Annotated in this window: 15 protein-coding genes; 1 reads left to right on the plus strand and 14 read right to left on the minus strand. The window is 65.4% G+C overall.

Annotated elements, in window-relative coordinates:
• Positions 1 to 187 precede the first annotated feature (187 nt).
• The gene (locus C1H84_RS08905; protein ID WP_113607180.1) at positions 188 to 3007 is read right to left on the minus strand and encodes a helix-turn-helix transcriptional regulator; all 2820 of its coding nucleotides are present in this window, start codon (positions 3005 to 3007) and stop codon (positions 188 to 190) included.
• A gap of 247 nt (positions 3008 to 3254) precedes the next feature.
• Between C1H84_RS08905 and C1H84_RS08910 the strand changes: the two genes are divergently transcribed.
• A complete protein-coding gene (locus C1H84_RS08910; RefSeq protein ID WP_113607181.1) occupies positions 3255 to 4457 on the plus strand; it encodes an acetyl-CoA C-acyltransferase in 1203 nt (400 codons plus the stop codon).
• A gap of 592 nt (positions 4458 to 5049) precedes the next feature.
• Here the strand turns inward: C1H84_RS08910 and C1H84_RS08915 are convergent.
• From C1H84_RS08915 to C1H84_RS08980, 13 genes are all read right to left on the minus strand, one after another.
• Positions 5050 to 5916: a hypothetical protein gene (locus C1H84_RS08915; protein WP_146955987.1), complete on the minus strand. Its 867-nt coding sequence runs from the start codon at positions 5914 to 5916 to the stop codon at positions 5050 to 5052.
• A gap of 1126 nt (positions 5917 to 7042) precedes the next feature.
• Positions 7043 to 8260 carry a cytochrome P450 gene (locus C1H84_RS08925; RefSeq protein WP_220124893.1) on the minus strand — a complete coding sequence of 406 codons (1218 nt, stop codon included), beginning with the start codon at positions 8258 to 8260 and terminating at the stop codon, positions 7043 to 7045.
• A 12-nt stretch (positions 8261 to 8272) separates the two neighbouring features.
• Positions 8273 to 9295: a PDR/VanB family oxidoreductase gene (locus tag C1H84_RS08930; protein WP_244910860.1), complete on the minus strand. Its 1023-nt coding sequence runs from the start codon at positions 9293 to 9295 to the stop codon at positions 8273 to 8275.
• 178 nt (positions 9296 to 9473) lie between these two features.
• Positions 9474 to 10721, minus strand: coding sequence for an acyl-CoA dehydrogenase family protein (locus tag C1H84_RS08935; protein WP_113607186.1), 1248 nt, complete (start codon positions 10719 to 10721; stop codon positions 9474 to 9476).
• Positions 10722 to 11792: a phosphotransferase family protein gene (locus C1H84_RS08940; RefSeq protein WP_113607187.1), complete on the minus strand. Its 1071-nt coding sequence runs from the start codon at positions 11790 to 11792 to the stop codon at positions 10722 to 10724.
• An 8-nt stretch (positions 11793 to 11800) separates the two neighbouring features.
• Positions 11801 to 12904 carry an ABC transporter substrate-binding protein gene (locus C1H84_RS08945; RefSeq protein WP_113607188.1) on the minus strand — a complete coding sequence of 368 codons (1104 nt, stop codon included), beginning with the start codon at positions 12902 to 12904 and terminating at the stop codon, positions 11801 to 11803.
• A gap of 96 nt (positions 12905 to 13000) precedes the next feature.
• On the minus strand, positions 13001 to 14032 hold the full coding sequence (locus C1H84_RS08950) for an NADPH:quinone oxidoreductase family protein (protein WP_220124894.1): 1032 nt from the start codon (positions 14030 to 14032) through the stop codon (positions 13001 to 13003).
• A 3-nt stretch (positions 14033 to 14035) separates the two neighbouring features.
• A complete protein-coding gene (locus C1H84_RS08955) occupies positions 14036 to 14257 on the minus strand; it encodes a biotin/lipoyl-binding carrier protein (RefSeq protein WP_113607189.1) in 222 nt (73 codons plus the stop codon).
• Positions 14258 to 14259: 2 nt separating this feature from the next.
• Positions 14260 to 15645: an acetyl-CoA carboxylase biotin carboxylase subunit gene (locus tag C1H84_RS08960; RefSeq protein ID WP_113607190.1), complete on the minus strand. Its 1386-nt coding sequence runs from the start codon at positions 15643 to 15645 to the stop codon at positions 14260 to 14262.
• Positions 15646 to 15655: 10 nt separating this feature from the next.
• Positions 15656 to 17221: an acyl-CoA carboxylase subunit beta gene (locus C1H84_RS08965; RefSeq protein WP_113607191.1), complete on the minus strand. Its 1566-nt coding sequence runs from the start codon at positions 17219 to 17221 to the stop codon at positions 15656 to 15658.
• Positions 17222 to 17225: 4 nt separating this feature from the next.
• Positions 17226 to 19436, minus strand: coding sequence for an acetate--CoA ligase family protein (locus C1H84_RS08970; RefSeq protein WP_113607192.1), 2211 nt, complete (start codon positions 19434 to 19436; stop codon positions 17226 to 17228).
• 255 nt (positions 19437 to 19691) lie between these two features.
• On the minus strand, positions 19692 to 20609 hold the full coding sequence (locus tag C1H84_RS08975; protein WP_113607193.1) for a LysR family transcriptional regulator: 918 nt from the start codon (positions 20607 to 20609) through the stop codon (positions 19692 to 19694).
• 104 nt (positions 20610 to 20713) lie between these two features.
• Complete coding sequence (locus C1H84_RS08980) at positions 20714 to 21556, minus strand: SDR family NAD(P)-dependent oxidoreductase (protein ID WP_113607194.1); 843 nt, start codon at positions 21554 to 21556, stop codon at positions 20714 to 20716.
• Positions 21557 to 21621: the final 65 nt, after the last annotated feature.

Consider the following 21621-nt stretch of genomic DNA (forward strand, 5'->3'; position numbering starts at 1 on the left):
TACGACTGGCGTCCAGTGGTCCTGGCGCCGTGCCCCTGATTAGCAATCACCTCGCTGCCCTCCAATCCCGGTGGCAACACCCCCCGGACTATTGGATAAGCAGGGGCAAGACACCATGCCGGGATTGGCCGGCCGACAGCTCCCATCATCCTCGGGTGAGGGAGCTATCAACAAGGTAACGGGCAGACTACGCCAGCACGAGGTCCCCGCGTTCGAAAGCCACGATCAGCTCCACCCGCGAAGCGCATCCGCTCTTGCGGTAGAGCTTGGTCAGGTAGGACTCGATGGTCTTGGCGCTGTAACTGAGCACCTCGGCAATCTGGCGATTGCTCATTCCCTCGCACAACAGCTGGACCAGCTTCAACTCGGTGTCGTTCAGCGTCTGCGCCGCGGATGACCGAGCAGTGGCCGGCCGTTCAAGCACCACCGACTGCCGGCGTGCGGCGTTTTCAACCCGCTTGGTCCACACGGTGGCGCGCATCCGTTCGAAAGCCTTCCTGGCGGCCGCGAGGTTTTCCTGCGGATCGATTCCCCATAGTCCCAGTGCGCAGCGCGCCTGGGCGATGAAGTACTCCCCCTCCCACAGCTCGGTGTCGGCCAGTGCGTACAACGAATCGGAGGCCACGCCGGCCAGGGCCAGGTAGAGCGCTGAAAGCTGGATATCGCGGGGCAGCCCGGTGCGTCGCGCATGCTCGGCCAATTGCTGTGCCAGAAGTTCTGTCTGGCCGCGGTCCTCGGCGGCCAGCGCGGCCTCAAGCAACCCAACCAGCGCAAGGGTGGCCACCTCATGCCACCCGGTGTGCCGCGCTTTCGCCAACAGGTCGTGCAGCTCTGCGACGGCTTGGATCGGGTTGGCCATGGCCACCTCAAGCTGTGCACCGACCGCCTGCCAGATGGCGTACTCGACATGCCCGGCAGATTCCGGACGGATCTGCTGCAGGACCTCGGATGCCCGCCTGAAGTCGGTGCGTGCCATCAGGATCTGCACCTCGATCAACCGCAGCCGGAACAGGTTGCTGTGCAGGTCCGAGAATTCAAGCTGCACTGCCTCGCGGGCAATCAGCCGTTCGGCTTCATCCCAACGTCCCTGCCCGAAGTCGGCGAGCACCTGGGCGACCACCGCCTGTCCCCCCAGGTCCGCGAATCCCGCCCTGCAGGAATGGTTCTGGGAACGGCACCAGTATGCGTGCGCGGCCTGCGTGTCCCCGGCGAGCGCAGCCAAATGCGCGGCAGATTCCAGGGCGCTGGCGCGGCTTCCTTCCTGCAGCGATTCGCTGTTTGCCAGTTCTTCTAGTTGTTTCCGCGCTTCGAGCATCCGGGCATAATCGCCCAGGCAGTACTCCACCTGCCACAAGAAGGTATAGGCGATGACTTGGCTCGCCGGTTCCGATTCCGCAACCAGTTCCCAGGCCTGGGCTAGCAGGCGGCGGGCGGCCTTCGTATTCCCCAGGCGCGATGCCACCGCGGCCCGCTGGGCGATGAAGGGCGCACGGTCCCGCAGCTCCGGCATTTTTTCGGCCAGCAGGGTTTCGGCTTCCTCCAACCGGCTCATGGAGTTGTAGCAGTTGACCAAGGTGGCCACCGTGCGGTCAAGCATCCTGCCGGGTCCCAGCAGCTGCAGCGAACGCAAGCCTGGCTCCAGCGCTTGCGCAGGACGGGCGCCCTTCCAGCAGGCCGAAGCCTGCCGGCTGAACACCTCAGCCCGCGCCTCGTGGCCAATGGGCATGATCTGCAGGGCGCGCTCGTACCAGCGGGCCGCGGTCAGCGGGGAGGTCCCCAGCGTCTGCTCCGCGGTGCGCAGCGCGGCCGCGATTGCCTGCTCGTCCCCGCGGCTGGCTCCCTCGATCTGGTGCCGCACCCTTTCGGGCTGGGGCATGCGCAGGCTGGTCGAAGCCCCGTTGAAGTAGCCGGCGATTTTTGCGTGGATGCTGCGCCGCTCGGCCGGGCCGATGTCCTCGTAGAGCAATTCCCCAATGAGCGGGTGGTTGAACTCGTACCATCCAGCCTGTCCGGGAACCAGCACCCCGCCGGAGACCAGCGAATCGAATGCCTGCCGTACTTGTTCCTCCGGTGCATCATGCAGCCGCGCAAGCAACGGCAGGTAATCCAGGTCGACTCGGCCGAACACGGAGATCAGCTGCGCGAGTTCGCGTCCGTCCACGTCTTCGGCGAACACCTGGTGCAGCAGCGCCTCACGCCGGGTGAACATGGGCGGTACGTCGTCAACCAGGTAGGCGTGGCCCTGTTCCAGGCGCACCGCTCCGGCGGCCTTGAGCGCATTGAGCGTTTCGCGCACCAGCAGGGCATTGCCCCGGGTGCGTTCGGACAAGTAGCCGCACAGCCGGGCTTCCGGGGTCGCACCCAGCAGGGAGACCACCAGCTCGACCAGCCGGGTTCCGCGCTGCGGTTCCAATTCGCAAATCGTGCCATCCTGCGCGCTGACCAGGTTGCCCACGGTGGAGGCCAGCTCCGTCGACTGCTGCCAGGGCTGGGTGCGGGAGGCACAGATCAGCAGCAAGCGGCTGCCGGCCAGATGGCGGGCGGCCATGCTCAGCGCGATGAGGCTTTCCACGTCCGCCAGGTGGGCGTCGTCCACGGTGAGCAGCAGGGGCGCGCACCGGGTGAGCGTGCGCAGCAATCCGGTGAACACGTGCACCGGCAGATAATTGACCGCAGGCGCCGATTCGCCCGAACCGGCGAACACCAGTTCGTCCAGCAAGCTGTGCAGCTGGTCCGTCGCGGCGCGGACCATGGGCTGGGAGTCCGTGCCGTCCAGCACCCCGAGCAGGGTGCGCAGCAAGGCATAGGGCATGTCCCGGTCATGCTCGTAGGCGCACACCCTCAGGCTGATCCATCCCTGCCCGGCGGCGTGCTCGTGCAGGCGTCCGAGCAGGTGCGTTTTGCCGATGCCCGGATCCCCGAGCAGCGCATAGGTGGCAGCCGGGGAGTCTTCGGCCCTGCCCATGGCGGAGCGCAGCGTGGTCCAGGGGTCGCACTCGATGTCCATGAATGGAGTCTAGCGAGCCTCCCCTCTGGCCGCTGTTGCCTCATCTTTGCACCAGTCAGTAGGCAATCGGACCTCTTGACAGCCGCCGCTGCACGGCATTGTTGTAGGGAGGTGCCCCACCAAGTCGAGGGCCACCCCCATAGCCCCAGATCAACAGGGAATGGAAAGCTGGAGGGGACGCCCTTTCCACGCGCTGATTTTGTGCTGGCAAGGATAAATCCCACTGTCCGCTCGTGAAGGAGCCAGCATGACCCAGGCAGTTATAGTCTCAACCGCTCGCACTCCGATAGGCAAGGCTTATCGCGGAGCATTCAACAACACGTCGGCCCAGCAGCTTGGCGGGCATGCGATTGCCGCAGCCCTGGCCAAGGCCGGGGTGGACCCTGCCACCGTGGAAGACGTGGTGATGGGCTGCGCCGTGCAGCAGGGAACAACCGGCTCGAATATCGGGCGGCAGGCCGCTCTCCGGGCCGGGTTGCCGGTCACCGTAGCAGGGCAGAGCATCGACCGGCAGTGCGCTTCCGGGCTGATGGCTGTGGCTACCGCCGCCAAGCAGATCCTGCACGACGGCATGCGGGTCGCCGTGGGCGGGGGCGTGGAGTCCATCTCGTTGGTGCAGAACAAGCAGCTTAACACCTACCGCCGCGAGGACCAGTGGCTGTCCGAGAACGTTCCGGGGCTCTACATGCCGATGCTGCGCACCGCCGAAGTTGTCGCCGAGCGCTACGACGTCAGCCGGGAGCGCCAGGATGCCATGGGAGTGGAGTCGCAGGCCCGGGCGCTGCGTGCTTCCACCGACGGCACCTTCGCACAAGAAATCGCACCGATCCAGGTGACCACGCTGCGCACCGACAAGGAGACCGGTGAAGTCAGCGAATTCGAGCAGCTCGTCGACACGGATGAAGGCATCCGCGCCGGCACCACCGCGGAGGGCCTGGCCGGCCTGCGCACCGTGCTGCAGCCTGGCGAGTTCACCGAGAACCCCACCGTCACCGCCGGCAATGCTTCGCAGCTATCCGACGGCGCCAGCGCGAACGTGCTGATGGATGAACAGTACGCCAAGTCCTTAGGGCTGGCCCCGCTGGGCTACTACCGCGGCATGACAGTCACCGGCTGCGCACCGGAAGAGATGGGCATTGGCCCGGTGACCGCGATCCCGAAGCTGCTGCGCCTGCATGGACTGCGCATCGAGGACATCGGTGTCTGGGAACTGAATGAGGCTTTCGGCGCGCAGGCAGTCTACTGCCGTGACTTCCTGGGCATCGACCCCGAGAAGATGAACCCCAACGGCGGGGCCATCGCCCTGGGCCACCCGTACGGCATGACCGGCGCCCGCGCCGTGGGTTCAGCACTGCTGGAAGGCAAGCGCCGCGACTCCCAGTTCGTTGTCGTGTCCATGTGCGTGGGCGGCGGCATGGGCGCCGCGGGCCTGTTCGAGGTTGCACGCTAACCCGAAGAGTCGTTAGGGAAAACGCTGGGAACCGCGGAATCACAAGGTTTCCAGCGTTTTCTCCTTTCTCGTGTCGGGCTACGCTGACGTGCTTTTCAGCTGCTCCAGGTGCTCGGCGATCAGTTCCATGGCCCGGTGCTGGGTGATGGTGGGGCAGGGCGGTGAGCAGGTGCCAAGTCAGGTACGCAGAGCGCATACGGAAAAATGTGGGCGCGGGTACGGACCTCAGTGAAATGGCGGATCGGTTGGATGCCCAGATTCAGGGTGTTCAGGGGCTAATCGATTCCGTCAAGAAATATGGCGATGAACCTGGGCGAGCGCTGCTTCAACATGGCAGCTTTCTGGCGAACCGGGTAGAGCAATACAAAGTGGACCCTCGCACTGAGGGCCCACTTTGTTCTACACCGCAAAACGAACGAGCTGAGTCTCGTTACCTCAACTCGATCATGCGCTTGATCATGTCTCCACGTGTCAGCATGTATTTATCTACCATTCCTTGGCATACGACAACAAGCCACGCTTGGTCACGCATCCAAGACAGGTCGTGGTAACTTCGTCCACGCTGGCTGACGCTACTGATTGGCTTGAGGGGTTAGAATTCAGCCTTCGTCGGAGCGTCACTGAAGTCAGTTCCCATAATGTTGACCCCGGTGATGCTGACGTCTTTACCGTCCTTGACGAAGCTAATGTCGTAGTTGATGTACACCGGCTGGGCATAGGTTTCACCGTCCTTGACCAGCTTTTTCTTCACCAGCGCAGCCACGTCTACGGAGGCAATGTCTGCGGTGGCGGTGCCCAGTGGCCCCTTGTACCCCTTGTCATAGGACTCGGCATGGTTCACGATAACCTTCGCGTCGAGGTACCGGCTGGAGGTTGCCTCCTGGAAAACCTGATAACCCATCGATTTGGACTCCTTGGGATCCGTAACGATCAGGAACGGGTTATTGGCATCCGGCCCCTTGAATACGTCGCGGACGACCTTCTCTCCGCCATCGGCCAAGGAAGCCTTGTCCATCTTCTTGAGGGTTTCGTCAGCCTGCTTGCTACGGTCGGCATCGTTACCGCCGACGCCTGGCCCCGAAAGCATGGTGGCGGCAAGGAAATCAATGGCAGCCACCTGCATCTTGGCCATCTCAGCTTCTGTCCAGTTGTCGCCCGTCTGATTCCACAATTTGGGGTCAAACTTTGCGAACTTGGAATTCGGGTTCGCGCCCAGAACCACGTACTTGCCGTTCGAGTTCTCGCCGATCGACTTGTAGATCAATGTGGGGTCGATGTTGTCCGGGTTGGCCTCGCGCACCTTCTCGATGGCGCTCAGCTCCTTGACGGCTGGCGACGCGCTGGCGTTCTTCTCCGAAGAAGTTCCACCAGCTTCATTTGCTGCAGCGGAGCAACCAGTGAGGAGCAGCGCGCAAGCCATTCCCAATGCTAGAGCTGGTTTAGTAAATTCCTTCTTCACGGTGCCTCTTTCTGTGCGAGTGTTGATGAGATTAATTATTACTTGGCAGGCCAAGAAACGTATCATCCCAACGTTCTATTTCGCCCCACCGTGTAACCAATGCCCGCCACTCCACGTCAGTGGAAACTCAGGAGCTGTTCCGGCGTTCCCCAGGGCAGGCCAGCCGGCTTCTCGACCCGCTGGCGCGCGGCATAGGCCAAGAACCTCGAATTTTCCCATGAGTATCAGTGGATGTCGGCAGCTTCCGGGGACACCGAAGTGCAGCGGCTTCAACGACGGCTGGTTGATCAGCAGCGTGCATACCACCGGGCATAACTAGCATCTCCAAAATCAGTCTTTTCAGTCAGCTTCATGGGCCGGCGGAGGACCGACAGAATGCAGCCTTCGATGCAGCGTGGCATGCACGGGTGGGGAGCTTGTCGACAACTGCGCGGGGACAGACGAACTGTCTCGCTACGCGAGACCTTCCTCCAGGAACGCGCGGCAGCTCGGGTTATGGCTGCGCAACCAGCACCGTTGACGGATGGAGGGCCTACTACTCTTTTGGCGCTACGCTGCCCCGGCTACTTCACGGTCCGGCTTCGCAGCCAAGCGAGCGAGTTCGACGGGCAGACGAACTGCCACAACTGCGCCGCAGAGTACGCCAAGCACAGAGCATGGTAGGGGTTCGCGAACTTCCGGACGAACACCGGAAGCACGAGGTTCAGCTCGATCGCCATGTCGTCGTCGCGCCCCGCAACGCTGTCGGTTTCTTATCGTCAATGACCCGTTGCGGAAGCCAAGACGCTGAAAGAAATCCGCAGGTGGATCAAGCGGTATCTGGCCCGCAAAATTTACAGGATTCTGGAATCAGCGGAAGTGCTTCCGTGCTGGAGGGCAAGCGCCACGACACCCAGTTCGTTGTCGTGTCCATGTGCGTGGGCGGCGGCGTGGGCGCCGCGGGCCTGTTCGAGGTTGCAGGCCAACCGAGCCACGGCTGAATGCAGACGACCAGGGGGCCGGACTATTGTCCGGCCCCCTGGTCGCTCCCGTCCCCATCACGGCAAGAAGAACCGGCGCCGTTCCCCACCCATTGGCTGGCAGGGATACGACGCCGGAATTCTCTGTATCTACTTAAGTCTTCCGCCTAGACCAGCGTGAAACGCATCGGGACCTTGCCCCAGCCGCGCAGCACGTTGTTGTGGTAGTACTCCACCGGTGCAGCCATTTCCACCTTGGCCACGCGCTGGAGCATGACTTCCAGCAGGCAGGCGGACTGCAGGCGGGCCGCGTGTTGTCCCACACACTGGTGCATGCCCATGCCGAAGGCCAGGTGGCCCGACGGGTCACGGGTCAGATCAAACTTTTTTGGGTTCTCCCAACGGCGCGGATCGTGGTTCGCGGACTGGAAGGAGAGCAACACACGGCTTCCCTTCGGGATCACGAAGCCATCGATTTCCACTTCGGTAGATGCCACACGGAAGATCTGCTGCACCGGGGAAACCACACGCAGCGACTCGTCGAATGCAACGCGGGCCAGACCCGGGTTCTGCTTCAGCGCTTCGTACTGGTCCGGGTTGGTGGCCAGCGCGTGCATCAGACCGGAGATGCTGTACACCGTGGTGTCCACGCCCGCTGAAAGCAGCGAACGGGTCAGCAGCGGGGCATGCTCGTGCAGGATGTCGCCGCGGTCGGCGGCGGCCCAGATGTCCGCGCCGAAGCCTTCGGGGGCCAGCGCGTCGCGCTGGCACTTCCCGGTAGCCCATTCGTTCAGTTCCTTGGCCTGGCCGGCGCCCTTCTCGAACAGCTCGTTGCGCGGCCCCAGGCTGTTGAAGATGTGGTCCGCGTACGGCACCAGCTTTTCGCGCCCGTCAGGGTCGATGCCGGAGGCGTCCGGGAAGAAGTTCACCGGGAACACCGCGGCGATCTGCTGCGCACCGTCCACCAGCACCTCGCCGCCGGCGGGGACCTCGTCCAGCAGCTCGTCGAAGAGCGCTTCGGCGCGCGACATGCAGTTGTCCTTCATGGAGCGCAGCACGCGGGCGGAGAGGATTTCCTGCAGCACCTCGCGCGGAGCATCGTGCTCCGGCGGATCCATCTGCAGCAGGCCGCGGGCGCGGTTCGGCGGCAGCAGCCCGACGCCTTCGCCACTGGTCAGTTCCTGCCAGTTGGAGACGGCTTGGGACATGTGTTCGTAGCGGCCGATGGCGTAGGCGCCGTACTTGCTCAGGTAGGCCACCGGGCCTGCCTCGCGCAGGGCTTCCTGGAACGGCAGCGGGTTTTCCAGCGATTCCGGGGAAAACGGGTCGCCGTCCAGCACCGGGATCTTGCCGCCGGCCACCGGGCACTTGGTCATTGCAGTCATGAGAGTGTTCTCCTAGAGGTCGAGGACCAGGCGGTCTGAAATTGCACGGGATACGCAAACGAACATCCGGTCGTTCTTGGCGCGTTCGGCATCGTTGAGCAGGGAGTCGCGATGCTCCGGGGTGCCGCGCAGCACGCCGACCTCGCAGGTGCCGCAGACGCCCTCGTTGCAGGAGGAAAGCACCGGCACGCCGGCGTCGTTCAGGGCGCCGAGCACTGTCTGCTGCGTGCCGACGGTGACGACCTTCTTGGAGATCGCCAGCTCCAGCTCGAAGGGTTCGGTGCGCACCGGCTCCGGCAGCTGCGCCGGGACGAAGCGCTCGAAGCGCACGGTGCCCGCAGGCCAGGCCTCAGCCGCGCCGGCCACCGCGTTCAGCAGCGGCTCCGGGCCGCAGCAGTACACGCGCCCGTGCTCCACTGTCTCGGCCAGGAAGGTGAGGTTCAGGTGCCCCATTTCGTCCTGCGGCCAGATGGTCACCTTGTCGCCGTAGGCTTCCAGCTCGGGCAGGAAGGCCATGGAGGCGCGGGAGCGTCCGCCGTAGTGCAGGTGCCAGTCGATGCCCAGCTGCTCCGCCGCGGCGATCATGGTCATGATCGGGGTGATGCCGATGCCGCCGGCAATGAATTCGTAGCGCTTGGCCTGGGACAGGGAGAAGTTGTTGCGCGGGGTGCCCACGTTGAGCATCTGGCCTTCGACCAGCTCGTCGTGGATGTAGTGCGAGCCGCCCTTGGAATTGGGTTCGCGCAGCACCGCCACCTCGTAGGAAGAAGCCTCCCAGCGGTCGCCGCACAGCGAGTAGTGCCGCGAGAGGGCGCCCTGGGTGGCGGTGGGCAGTACCAGTTCGATATGCGCGCCGGGGGTCCAGTCAGGGACCCGGAAGCCGTTGGGCTCCTCCAGCCGCAGGCGGACGACGCCCTCGGCCAGTTCTTCCTTCCGGGCGACCCTCAGGGACTGGATCCCCGGGTGGCCCGCAACGCTGTGGGGCGCGGCCTGTGCCGCGTCTTTCTCACCTGTGGTCATGGCATTTGTTGACATGTTTCGATCATCCTAGGGTCGCGGGCGTGTAAGCAATCTCACATGCCGTATCGAGGTGATAGCCCAGTGCTTGCAGACTGCGAAAAGATTCGTTGATCGCTGATGATGCGATCCTCCGGGTTAACGGCGCGCGGCGCCCCGAAAGGAGAGATTCTCTCTTTTCGGGGCGCCGCGAGGCCTAGGCGTTGGCCGGGACCTTCTCCTCGCGCAGCGCACGCTGGCGCTTGAGCTCATTGCGGGCCAGGGCGTTCTTGTGCACCTCGTCCGGGCCGTCGGCGAAGCGCAGGGTGCGGATGTAGGCGAAGCCCTCCGCCAGGTTGAAGTCCTGGGACAGGCCTCCGGCGCCGTGCACCTGGATGGCCTTGTCGAAGATCCACTCGATGGCCTGCGGGGTGGCGATCTTGATCGTCTGGATTTCGGTGTGGGCACCCTTGTTGCCCACGGTGTCCATCAGCCAAGCGGTCTTCAGCACCATCAGCCGCAGCTGCTCGACCCGCACGCGGGATTCGGCGATCCAGTCGCGGATCACGCCCTGCTCGCTGAGGGTCTTGCCGAAGGCGGTGCGGGAGTCGGCGCGGGCGCACATCATCTCGATGGCGCGCTCGGCCATGCCGATGGCGCGCATGCAGTGGTGGATGCGGCCAGGACCCAGTCGGGCCTGGGCGATGCCGAAGCCGCCGCCTTCCTCGCCGATAAGGTTGGAGACCGGGACACGCACGTTGTCGAACTCGATCTCGCCGTGGCCGCCGTTGTAGTGGTCCTTGAAGCCCATCACGTCCATTGAACGCAGGACCTTCAGGCCCGGGGTGTCGCGCGGGACGATGATCTGCGACTGCTGGCGGTGGCGTGCCTCGGTCGGATCGGTCTTGCCCATCACGATGAAGAACGCGGCATCCGGGTTCAGCGCGCCGGTGATGAACCACTTGCGGCCGTTGATGACATACTCGTCGCCCTCGCGGCGGATGCTGGTCTCCACGTTGGTGGCGTCCGAGGAAGCCACCGCCGGTTCGGTCATGGCGAAGGCGGAGCGGATCTCGCCGTTCAGCAGCGGCGTCAGCCACTTCTCCTTCTGCTCTTCGGTGCCGAATTCGTTCAGCAGCTCCATGTTGCCGGTGTCCGGGGCGGCGCAGTTCAGCGCCGCCGGAGCCAGCGTGCGGGCACGGCCGGTGATCTCGCACAAGGTCGCGTACTGCACATTGGTCAGGCCAGCGCCCCGCTCGCCGGGCAGGAACAGGTTCCACAGGCCGCGGCGGCGGGCCTCGTCGCGCAGCTCGTTCAGGATCTTCGAGCGGGTGAAGGCATACGGCTCAGGCATGGCTTCCAGCTCTGCCTCGTACGCTTCCTCGTTCGGGTAAACGAACTTCTCCATGAAGTCCTCAAGTTCTGCCTTGAGGGCTTCGGTGCGTGCATCCATTGCGAATTCCATTTACTTGTACTCCTTCATTGCGTCCAGTCCAAGTTCCAATAGCAGCGGGACTGCATAGCCCGCGTTTTCAAATCCCTCGCCCAGCGTCTGGCGGTTCAGGTGCCTGAAGCGCACGCCTTCGGAGATGCCGGCCAGCTTGAAGCAGGCCAGCCCCAGGTAGAAGCCGAAGCCGGTGAGCTTGCGGCCGCTTTCCTGTTCATAGAGCGAGATGATCTCTTCTTCGTCCAGGTAGCCCTCGGCCAGGGTGACATCGAGTTCGTCCTTGTTGGTGCTGTCCCAGTCCGCGACGATCTTCGCGCGGCGCTGGTAGACCAGCATCAGGGCCAAGTCCAGCAGCGGGTCGCCCAGCGTGGCCATTTCCCAGTCGATGACGGCGGCCGGCTTATCGTCCGGGCCCATCAGCACGTTGTCCAGGCGGAAGTCGCCGTGCACGATGCCGGGCACGGAGTCCTGCGGCACATTGGCCGCCAGCAGCTCGTAGAGCTCGTCCGCGCCGGGCAGTTCCCGGGTCTTGGAATTTTCCATCTGGGTTTTCCAGCGCTTGACCTGGCGTTCCAGGTAGCCCTGCGGGCGGCCGAAGCCGCCCAGGCCCACCGCTTCGAAATCCACCTGGTGCAGCTTGACCAGGGTGCGCACCAACTCGATGGAGATCTCGCGGGCACGCCGGGCGCCCAGCGGCTCCAGTTCCTGCTTGTAGCGGTACGGGACGCCGTTGACCTTTTCCATCAGGTAGAACTCGGCGCCCAGCACCTCCTTGTCCGCGCAGTAGGCGATCATCTGCGGGACCGGGACCTCGGTTCCGGCCAGCGCATGCGCCATGTCGTATTCGCGGCGCATGTCATGGGCCGTGGCCATGACGTTGCCCAGCGGCGGGCGGCGGATGATCCACTCACTGCTCCCGTCGCCCAGCAGATAGGTCAGGTTGGACTTGCCGCCGGTGATCAGCGTGGCGGACAGGTCGCCGGCGACCAGGCCGGGGTGGTTCGTGTCCAGCCAGCTTTTCAAGGCCGGCAGGTCCAGGCCCGCCGGCGAGGACACCTGCGCCGTCTGGGTCTTCTCAGCTGAAGTCATGGGTTGGTTCACGCCCTTGCGAATTCGGGTACGAGGGATTCATAGGTGATGTCGCCCTTCTTGACGCTGCCGAAGCGCAAGGCCAGGTCGGCCATGTGCTCGACGGTCTTGCGGTCCGCCTTGAACATCGGCTGCAGTTTCGGGGCGATGTCGTTGGAGTAGTGCTCCACGTATTCGGTAGCGATGTTCATGCCCTTGCCGCCCAGCGCGGTGTCGTTCATGATCTTGGCGGCGGCTTCCTTGTTCTGCAGGATCCAGTTCTTCGCATCGTCCTGCGCGGCCAGCCACTTCTGGGCGATGCCCGGATCCTTCTCGACCATTTCCTCGCGCATGCCGATGGCCACCACGGCCTGGTTGCGCATCATGTCCGGGACGTTCGGCTCCGCGAAGTCGATCAGCACGGTGCCGCCGGATTCCTGGGACACGTAGCGGGTCGCGGTCCACTGCACCGTCACGTAGGCGTCGATGCGGTCGGCCTTCAGGTTCGGAATCGCCTGCGCGGTAGGCCCGACGGCCAGCGCGGTGACGTCCGAGTACTTCATGCCGGCAAGTTCCAGGGCCAGCTTCAGCTGCAGGTCGCCGCCGGCGCCCACGCTGGTCACACCCACGCGCTTGCCCTTCAGCGAGGCCATCTTCTCCTCGAAGCTCGCGTCCTTCGACGGCCACTGGTGCTTGGATGCGCCCACGATGCCGTAGGTGGTCTCGACCATGCGGAAGCCCAGCAGCAGCGGACGCTTGCCCTTGGTGGAGTTCGCGTGGGTCGCCAGCAGCAGCAGGGTGTCGGCGGCGTAGCCGTCAATCGCCCCGGCGGTCAGCAGCTGGAAGGCCTGGACGCCGCTCTGCGGGTTCAGGTGCTTGTCCACCTTCAGCCCGTGGTTCGCATAGTCCTTGTTTTCCAGGTTGAGCGTGTCCAGGAAGTAGGCGTCGCCCGGGAAAGAAGCCACGTTGAACGGCTGCAGGTCTCCGGCGGAGGCATTGCCCCCGGCACCGCACGCGGACAGCAGCGAAGCTGCACCCAGCGCGGCCGACCCGGCGCCCAAGTACTTGAGCAGGGACCGGCGGGACAGTCCGCCGGCAGGTGCTGCCGCCAGCTGGTTCTGGTGGTACGTCATTGTCACTCCTTGAAGGTGGCCGCAAAGTCCACGGCGAGTCGGTGCATTGAAGGTACTGCTGATGGTTCTTTCCCGGGCGCCATTGCCCAGATGGTGCTATGCGGTGTGCTCCATGACCACACGCCCCACGGTTTTGCCGTCGGCCAGGCGCTGCAGCCCGGCCGGTACGCCGTCGATGCCGAAGCGCTCCGAGACGAACGGGTTGATCTTCCCGGCGTCGGCCAGCTTGGTCAGCTCTGCATGGCAGTCGTCCACGACCTGCGGGTTCTTCTTGTTGTACAGGCCCCAGTGGATGCCGAGGATCGCGTAGTTCTTCACCAGCGCGTGGTTCAGCTTGGCGCTCTGGATCTCGCCGCCGGCGAAGCCGACCACGATGATGCGTCCTTCGAAGGCGATGCACTTGGTGGACTTCTGGTAGACCTCGCCGCCCACCGGGTCGTAGACCACGTCGGCGCCGCGGCCGTCGGTGAACTCGTTGACCACGGCCACGAAGTCCTCCTTGCGGCGGTCGATGACCAGGTCCGCGCCGAGCTTGCGGGCGTAGTCGGCCTTGGCCTCGCCGCCCACCACGCCGATGACCGTGGCCCCGGCGGCCTTGCCCAACTGGATGGCTGCCGAGCCCACGCCGCCGGCGGCGGCATGCACCAGCAGCACCTCGCCGGGCTGGATGCGGGCCAGCCGGTGCAGGCCCACCCAGCCGGTCTGGTAGCCGATGAACAGGCTGGCGGCCTGCGCATTGTCCAGGGAATCCGGCGCCTGGTGCACCACGTTCTGGTCCATCACCGCGTAGTCGGCGAACCCGCCGTAGGGCAGGGTGGTCAGGCCCAGCACGCGGTCCCCCACCTTGGCACGGGTGACGTTCTTGCCGGCGGCGATCACCGTGGCGCAGACCTCGCGGCCCGGGGTGAAGGGCAGGTCGGGCTTGACCTGGTATTCACCGCGGCACATCAGCACGTCGGGGAAGTTCGCGGCCGAGGCCAGGACCTTGACGAGCACCTGCTCGTCGCCGATGGACGGCACCACGTATTCAGCGAATTTCAGCGCATCGGCTGGGTCGCCCAGTTCCATGACCGACCAGGCCTTGAGCATGGTCGGCAGCTGCAGTTCTTCACTGGTTGCCACTGGCATGTCTTACTCCGATTCGAAGGTGAACAGGTTCTGGCCCGGACCCACCGAGTCGCCCTCGGCGACCAGGACTTCCAGGACGGTTCCGGCGTCGTCCGCGGTCACCGGGATCTCCATCTTCATGGCTTCCAGGATCAGCAGGGTGTCGTCTTCCTCGACCACGTCGCCCGGGGAGACCAGGATCTTCCAGACGTTCGCGGCCATGTCCGATGCGATGTTCTCGGCCATTGTCATGCACTCCTCTTTGCCAGTTTGGCTTCTTCTTTAAGTCGTTTTTGGATACGTTCCACCAGGGAGGTGTCGTAGTGACCCGAGTCGAACTCGGCGCTGCGCAGGATCTCGTCGAGGAACGGCTTGTTGGTGATCAAGCCGTCGATCTCCAGCTCATCCAGGGCGTTGATGGCCCGCTGCAGGGCATCGCCGCGGTCGCGTCCCCAGACGCAGACCTTGGCCACCAGGGAATCGAAGTGCTGGGAGACCTCGGTGCCTGCGGTGTAGCCCGAATCCACGCGGATTCCCTCGCCGGCCGGAACCGTGAAGGTGTTCACCGGGCCCGGGCGCGGGAAGAACTTCTTCGGGTCCTCGGCGCAGATGCGCAGTTCGAAGGCGTGGCCGTTCTGGGCCGGCGCGAAGTCCTCGGTGGTGGTGCCGGTCTGGGCGATGGACAGCTGCTGCTGCACCAGGTCCACCCCGTGGGTCATCTCGGTGATCGGGTGCTCGACCTGGATGCGGGTGTTCATCTCCAGGAACACGAAGTCCCCGGTGACGGTGTCCAGCAGGAATTCCACGGTGCCGGCGTTTTCGTAGCCCACGGAGGCCGCGGAATCGATGGCGCACTGGATCAGGCGTTCGCGTACCGCCGGATCCAGGTGCGGAGCCGGGGACTCCTCGATGAGCTTCTGGTGGCGGCGCTGGGTGGAGCAGTCGCGCTCGCCCAGGGCGATCACGGTGCCGTCGGCCAAGCCCAGGACCTGGACCTCCACGTGGCGGGCCGAGGCCACGAAGCGCTCGATGAACACGCGGTCCGAGTCGAAGCTGCGGCCGGCCATGGACTTGGTGTTCTCGAAGGCCTTGCGCAGCTGCTCGGCGTCGTGGGCCACTGCCATGCCGATGCCGCCGCCGCCGGCCGAAGCCTTGACCATGACCGGGTAGCCGACTTCCTGCGCCGCGGCGACCGCCTCGTCGGCGGTTTCCAGGGCGGCTCCGGCGTCTCCCGAGATGGGGACCCCGGCGGCTGCCACGGTGCGGCGGGATTCGACCTTGTCGCCCATGACCTCGATGACCTCGGCGCTCGGGCCGATCCACTTGACTCCCGCGGCCTGGACGGCGCGGGCGAAGGTCGCGGACTCAGCCAGGAAGCCGTAGCCCGGGTGGATGGAGGCCGCGTTGACGGCCTTGGCAACCTCCAGCAGCTGGGCGGAGTCCAGATAGGACTTCACCGGGATCTCCCCGGTCAGCTGCACTGCCTCGGAGGCCTCCGCCACGTACGGCAGGTTCGCGTCGACCTCGTGGTAGACGGCGATGGTGCGCACGCCGAGCTGGTTGGCGGTGCGGATGATGCGCCGGGCGATTTCGCCGCGGTTGGCCACCAGGACTGATTCTGGATACTGACTCATGCGTTTCTCCTTAGAAGCTGGTTGGCCACATGCTGAGGTTGTGTTCGCTGATGCCGCCGGTGCGGGCGTTGAACTGGTCGGACAGGGATCCGAGGATGAACTCGCGGGTCTCGGCCGGGTCGATGACCTGCTCGAAACCGAACACGCGTCCCACGTCGTAGGCGGAGGTGCCCTTGCTCATCTCGGCCAGGCGCTGCGCGTACTCCTCCGGGTTCTCCTGCGGGTCCACGCCGTGCACCACGGAGACGGCGCTGGTCGGATCCATGAAGGAAACCTCGGTGCTCCACCAGCCGGCGGTCGCGTCGGCGGTGCCGCCGCCGCCCATGTTGATGAATGCCTGGCCGTAGTTCTTGCGCATGGTGACCGCGATCTTCGGGACGGTGACCAGGGACAGCGCGTTCATCCAGTTAATGATCTTGCCGGCGACCTTGCTACGCTCGGCCTCCAGGCCGATCAGGAAGCCGGGCTGGTCGACCAGGTGCACCACCGGGATGTTGTACGAGTCGCACAGCACCAGGAAGCTGGTGGCCTTGTCGCAGGCCTGGCCGTCCAGGGCGCCGCCCTTGAACTTCGGGTTGTTGGCGATGATGCCCACGCTCTGACCGCCGATGCGGGCCAGGGCCGTGACCAGGGACTTGCCGTAGCGGGCCTTGAGCGGGAAGACCGAGCCGGTGTCCGCGATGACCTCGATGACCTGGCGCACGTCGTAGGTCTGGGTGCGTGATTCCGGGACGATATCCTTGATGCGGTCCTGGTTCTCCCCCGAGCCGGAAGGGATCGGCGCGGTCGGCGGCAGTTCGCCGTTGTGGCTTGGCAGGTAGGACAGGAAGCGGCGGATCAGCTCGATGGCTTCCTCGTCGGTGTCGGCCACTGCATCGGCGTAGCCGGTGATGTCCGAGTGGACCTTCCAGCCGCCCAGCTCCTGGGCGTCGACCTTCTGGCCGGTGGCGCGGGAGACCAGGTTCGGGCTGGAGACCGCCAGCACGCTGCCTTTGCGGAAGACCGCGAAGTCCGAGGAGACGGTGTGCCATGCGGCCGAGCCGAAGCAGTAGCCGAAGGCCGCAGCGGCCCACGGGGCTTCGCGCTTGCGCAGGAAGCGGGTCTTGGAGTTCGAGTTGCCCATGCCGGTGCCGCCCATGGCGTCGGGCATGCGGATGCCGGTGGATTCGTTCAGGTAGACCAGCGGCACGCCTTTCTTCGCGGACAGCGCCTTGAAGTGGCTCATCTTCTTGTTGGAGACCGGCGAGGAGGAGGATCCCTTGACGGTGAAGTCGTAGGCGCAGACCGCGGCGCGGCGTCCCTCGATGTCGCCGGTGCCGGTGATCTTGCCGTCGGCCGGGGTCTTGTCGCGGTCCGCCTCCACGGCGGAGGTGGTGAACAGGCCGGATTCGCGGAACGTTCCCGGGTCCAGCAGCAGGGCCAGGCGTTCGCGGGCGTTGAGCTTGCCCTCGGCGCGGCGCGCCTCCAGCTTGCGGGTTCCGCCCATGGCCAGAGCCGCGTTGCGGCGTGCTTCGTGCTCCTGCTCGCGGGTCAGTTCCACGGCGGCTTCTGCTTCCTTGACTGCTTCCTGTGTCATGTTCTTACTTTCCTTCTGAGGCGTCAGCCAGCTGGTGGATGTGTTCGCTTTGTTCCAGGACCGCGCGGGTGGCCAGCGCGGCGTCTTCGAAGGCGTCGAAGACGGGGATGCCGATGGCGCGGGCGCGCTGGGCGTAGCCGGAGATCATGTCCTCGGTCTCCACGCTGCCGTCGGTCTTGAGCACCAGGATCTGGTGGGTGTTGGTCTGCGCGGCGTCGCGGGCCGCGGCGATGGAGTCGATGATGTTGCCGGTGACGTCCCCGAGGGTGGCGCCGAGGTTGCGCTGGATGATGCCCACATTCAGGTGGGTGATCAGTACTGCGGGTTCGGCTCCGGCGAGCACGGTGCCCAGGATGTCCTGCGCGATGTGCCCCTTCTTTACGGCCAGGGTGCCGGCCGGGACGTCGATCGGGTTGTGGAAGCCGTTGCCCGGCGGCACGTCCAGGGATTCGAGCTTCTCGATGACCGCCTGGGGCAGCGGTGCGGTGCCCACTTTCTGGCGGGAGAGCGCGTCAGCGCCGAGCACCGAGGCGCCGCCGCCGTTGCCGAAGAGCACGGCTTCGGTGTTCTGCGGCTTGACCGACAGGTCAAGGGTGGACAGGGCGTGCAGCGCGCTGGTGAAGTCGGCCAGCGAGTCGACCAAGGTGATGCCGGCTTGGCGGGCGATGGCAGGCCACAGGCGGTGGTTGCCGGCCAGGGCGCCGGTGTGGCTGGTGGCCGCGCGGGAACCGCCGGAGGTGCGGCCGCCGGCCAGCAGGACCACCGGCTTGCGGACCGGGGCCTGGGCCAGCACGTCCAGCACCTCGCGGGCGATGCCCAGCGACTCCAGGTACAGGCCGATGACCGAGACCTCGTCGTCGGCCAGGTGGGAGCGCAGCAGCTCGCCGGCGGTGATGTCCGCGCTGTTGCCCACCGAAACCACCGAGTGGAAGGCGATGCCGTTGGCGGCGCCCATGCGCAGGATGTCCACGCTCAGCCCGCCGGACTGCGAGACCACGGCGGTCCCGCCCTGGCGCAGCGGAGCCTGCGGGAGGAACGAGTAGCGTCCGGGCGAGGAGTGGGTGCCCAGGCAGTTCGGGCCGATCAGGCGGATGCCGGCGTCCTTCACGGTGCGGATCAGCTCGGCTTCCAGTTCGCGGCCTTCGGCGACCTCGGAGAAGCCGCTGGAGATGACCTGAGCGAAGCGCAGCTTGCCGGCGCCTTCGGCCAGCGAGCTGGCCACGCGGGAGGCGGGCAGCGCCACGAAGGCGTAGTCGGCCGGTTCGGTGAGCTCGGCCAGGGAGTTGATGGCCGGCAGGCCTTCGATGGTGTCGGCGGTCGGGTTGACCGGGATGATCTCTCCGTCGAAGCCGCCGTCGGTGATGTTGCGGATGAAGCGGTTGGCCATGTTCGGCTTCTTGCCGCTGGCGCCGAGCACCGCGATGCGCTTCGGGCGGATCAGCGCGGAGAAGTCGGTAGGCTGCTGGGTTTCCAGGCTGCGCGGGGCTTCCTGGGGGGCGCCGACCACGAATCGGGCGTCCACGGCGACCGCGCGGTCCGCGGAGACGATGACCGGGTTCAGGTCGATTTCCAGCACCTCGTCGGGCAGCTGCGCGAGCAGTCCCTCGGGGCCGGCCAGGCGGCCGATGAGGCCGATAAGCGCCGGGATGTCGGCCTTCAGGCCGCCGCGGGCGCCGTTGAGCACCTTCAGGCCCTTGAGCTCGCCGAGCATGGCGGAGATCTGGGCCTCGGTCAGCGGGGCCAGACCGAAGCTGACATCCTCGAAGACCTCTACCAGCACGCCGCCCAGGCCGACCATGACGGTCCAGCCCAGGCCGGGGGTGCGCACGGCGCCGACGATGACCTCGTGGCCCGCCGGGATCATTTCCTCGACCAGCACGCCCTCGAGCTCGTGGCCGGCGGCGGCCAGCGAAGCGCGCATGGCCTCGGTGACCTCGGGAAGCTGCGCGGCGGTGACGTTGACCTTCACGCCGCCGGCATCGGATTTGTGCACCAGCGTCGCGGAGACTGCCTTGACGACCAGCGGCTCGCGCAGTTCGGTCGGAACCGGCGCACCGAGCTCAAGCGCGACGCCCCGCGGGGTGTCGATGCCGAAGTTGGAAAGCAAGGCCTTGCCTTCTGTCTCGGTGAACATGGCCGACTCCCGGGCCGCGGCCTGGGCGACCAGCTTGGCGAGGAACTCGGAGCTGTTGTGTTGGGCGGTTGCGATGGACAACGTTGCACCTCACTGGAGAAAAAGGGGTGGCGCTGATGTCGCGCCCTGCATGTGAGATAAGTCTCTAGAAACGCAAGGGGGTTTGGAAGCTTATTTGCTCTGGCACGGTGATACCCCTGCGCTATCGGAGGGCGCTATCACGGTGAAGTAGCGACTGGTCAAACGCGCTTTTTCTGGCAACTGGGCAGAGTGCGCAACACGGACCCCGGGCCCCGGCCCTCCTGGGCCGGACACCGGGGTCCGCGACGTGGAAAACTAGTTCTTGCCGGTGCCGTAGTTCTTCGAGGACTCGCGCAGCAGCCGGATCAGCGCCTGAACCGCCGAGGAGCGCGCCTCGTCCTTGCGCACCACGGCGGAGACCTTGGCATGCGCCCAGCTGTAGGGCAGCGGCACGAGCGAAACCCCGTTGCCGCTGACGGTGCTGTCCAGCAGGGTGTTGGCCATGCAGATGCCGACTCCGGCACGCACCAGCGACTGCGAGGCTTCGGCGTTCGGGGTCTTGTAGACAATCCGCGCCTCGATGCCTTCCAGCAATTTTTCCCAGGCCGAGCCGAGGATGCTGGATTCCGCGGGGAAGATCAGCGACTCGCCCTCCAAGTCTGCCGGATCGAATTCATCCTTGTCAGCCATCGGATGGCCTTCTGGCACCGAAAGCACCAGCCGCCCAGCCAGCAGGTCGATGTGGTGCAACAGGGTGTTGTCCGCCTGGGTGGCATCGATGCCAGGCAAACGGGTCACCAAGCCCACGTCGAACTGGCCGCTGACCACCCCGCGCGCCACCATGCGGGAGGGGCCTTCCTCCACGTCGAAGCGGACGTTGGGAAATTCGGAAAGCAGTCGCTGCACCACGCGCGGCAGCACCGTCTGCGATGCGGCGGGGACCGTGCCCAGTCGCACGGTGCCCAGCTTCAGTCCGCTGATCGCGCTGGCTTCTTCGCGCAGCATGCGTTCAGCCTGCACCGCCGCGATGACGTGCGGCAGGATGCGCTCGGCGGCATAGGTGGGCTTGACGCCCTTAGCTCCGCGGGTCACCAGAATGACCCCCAGGTCCTCCTCGAGGCGCTGCACCTGATTCGTGATGGTTGGCTGAGAGATATCCAGCTCCTTGGCCGCCTGCCTGAAGGATCCTGTCCGCAACGCTGCCTCCAGATAGCGCAGTTGTGCAAATCTCATATTTTCCGAACTCCTCTAACCAAATTAAATGCAGAATGCATGATTCCACTGGCAACATACGTTACCTTGATCACATTTTTTACGGGAGTTTCCGCCGCAATATTTCAGTCATCCTCAGGACGCTTGGCCTGCGCGATCCGCAGCTGGTCGATGCCGGTCGAATCCCGGCTCAGTGCGCCGCCTTCCACGGGAATCGTGCTCCCGGTAATGTACCCGGCGGCATTTGTCAGCAGGAACGCCACCGCGGAGGCGATCTCCGCAGGTTGGCCCAGACGGCCCAGCGCCGGCCGGGAGTCGAGGACTTCCCACTCCGAGTCCGGATAGCCCTTCGCTTCCACCCGTGGCGATAGGAACAGCCCCGGGGCCACCGCGTTCACCCGGGTGCCGGAGGTCCCCAGCGCATTGGCCCACTGCTTCACCCACACTTCCAGTGCCGCCTTCGCAGGCCCGTAGCCCGGCGCCATCAATCCCCCGCGCGCGGCGACCGTCGAGGAAATGAAGACGATGGATCCCTGGACCACCAGCGGGTTCAGGTACTTGGCGGCCAGCACCGCATGCCCCAGATTCACCGCGAAATCCTGTTGCCAGTGCTCCAACCCGTAGTCCGCAATCCGTTGCGGATGCATCTGGCCGGCCACGTCCACATAGCCGGCAAGTTCGCCGAAGTGCAGCGACGCCGCACCCGCCACGCGCGCCATGCCCGCCTCGGTCGAAAAGTCCACAGCCAGCGCAGGCTGGCCCAGCTCGTCGGCCAGCAGATCGACGGCTTCGGCGCTGCGGTCCACGCACAACACCGCACCGCCCAGGGCCACGATGGTGCGCACGATATGCTCCCCGACGCCGGCCGCTGCGCCGAGCACGATGAAGCTCCGCCCCTCCAGCCGGAACAACTGCCCATGGGGCACCTCGTTGGCCGGCACCGCACGGTGTACTGGCAAGTTGCGCATGATTCTCCTTCAAATTCGGCAAAGGGCTCGGCCCCGACGCACGAGGTGTCGGGGCCGAGCCTTCA

It is taken from the genome of Glutamicibacter soli, assembly GCF_003309065.1.
Lineage (GTDB): Bacteria > Actinomycetota > Actinomycetes > Actinomycetales > Micrococcaceae > Glutamicibacter > Glutamicibacter soli.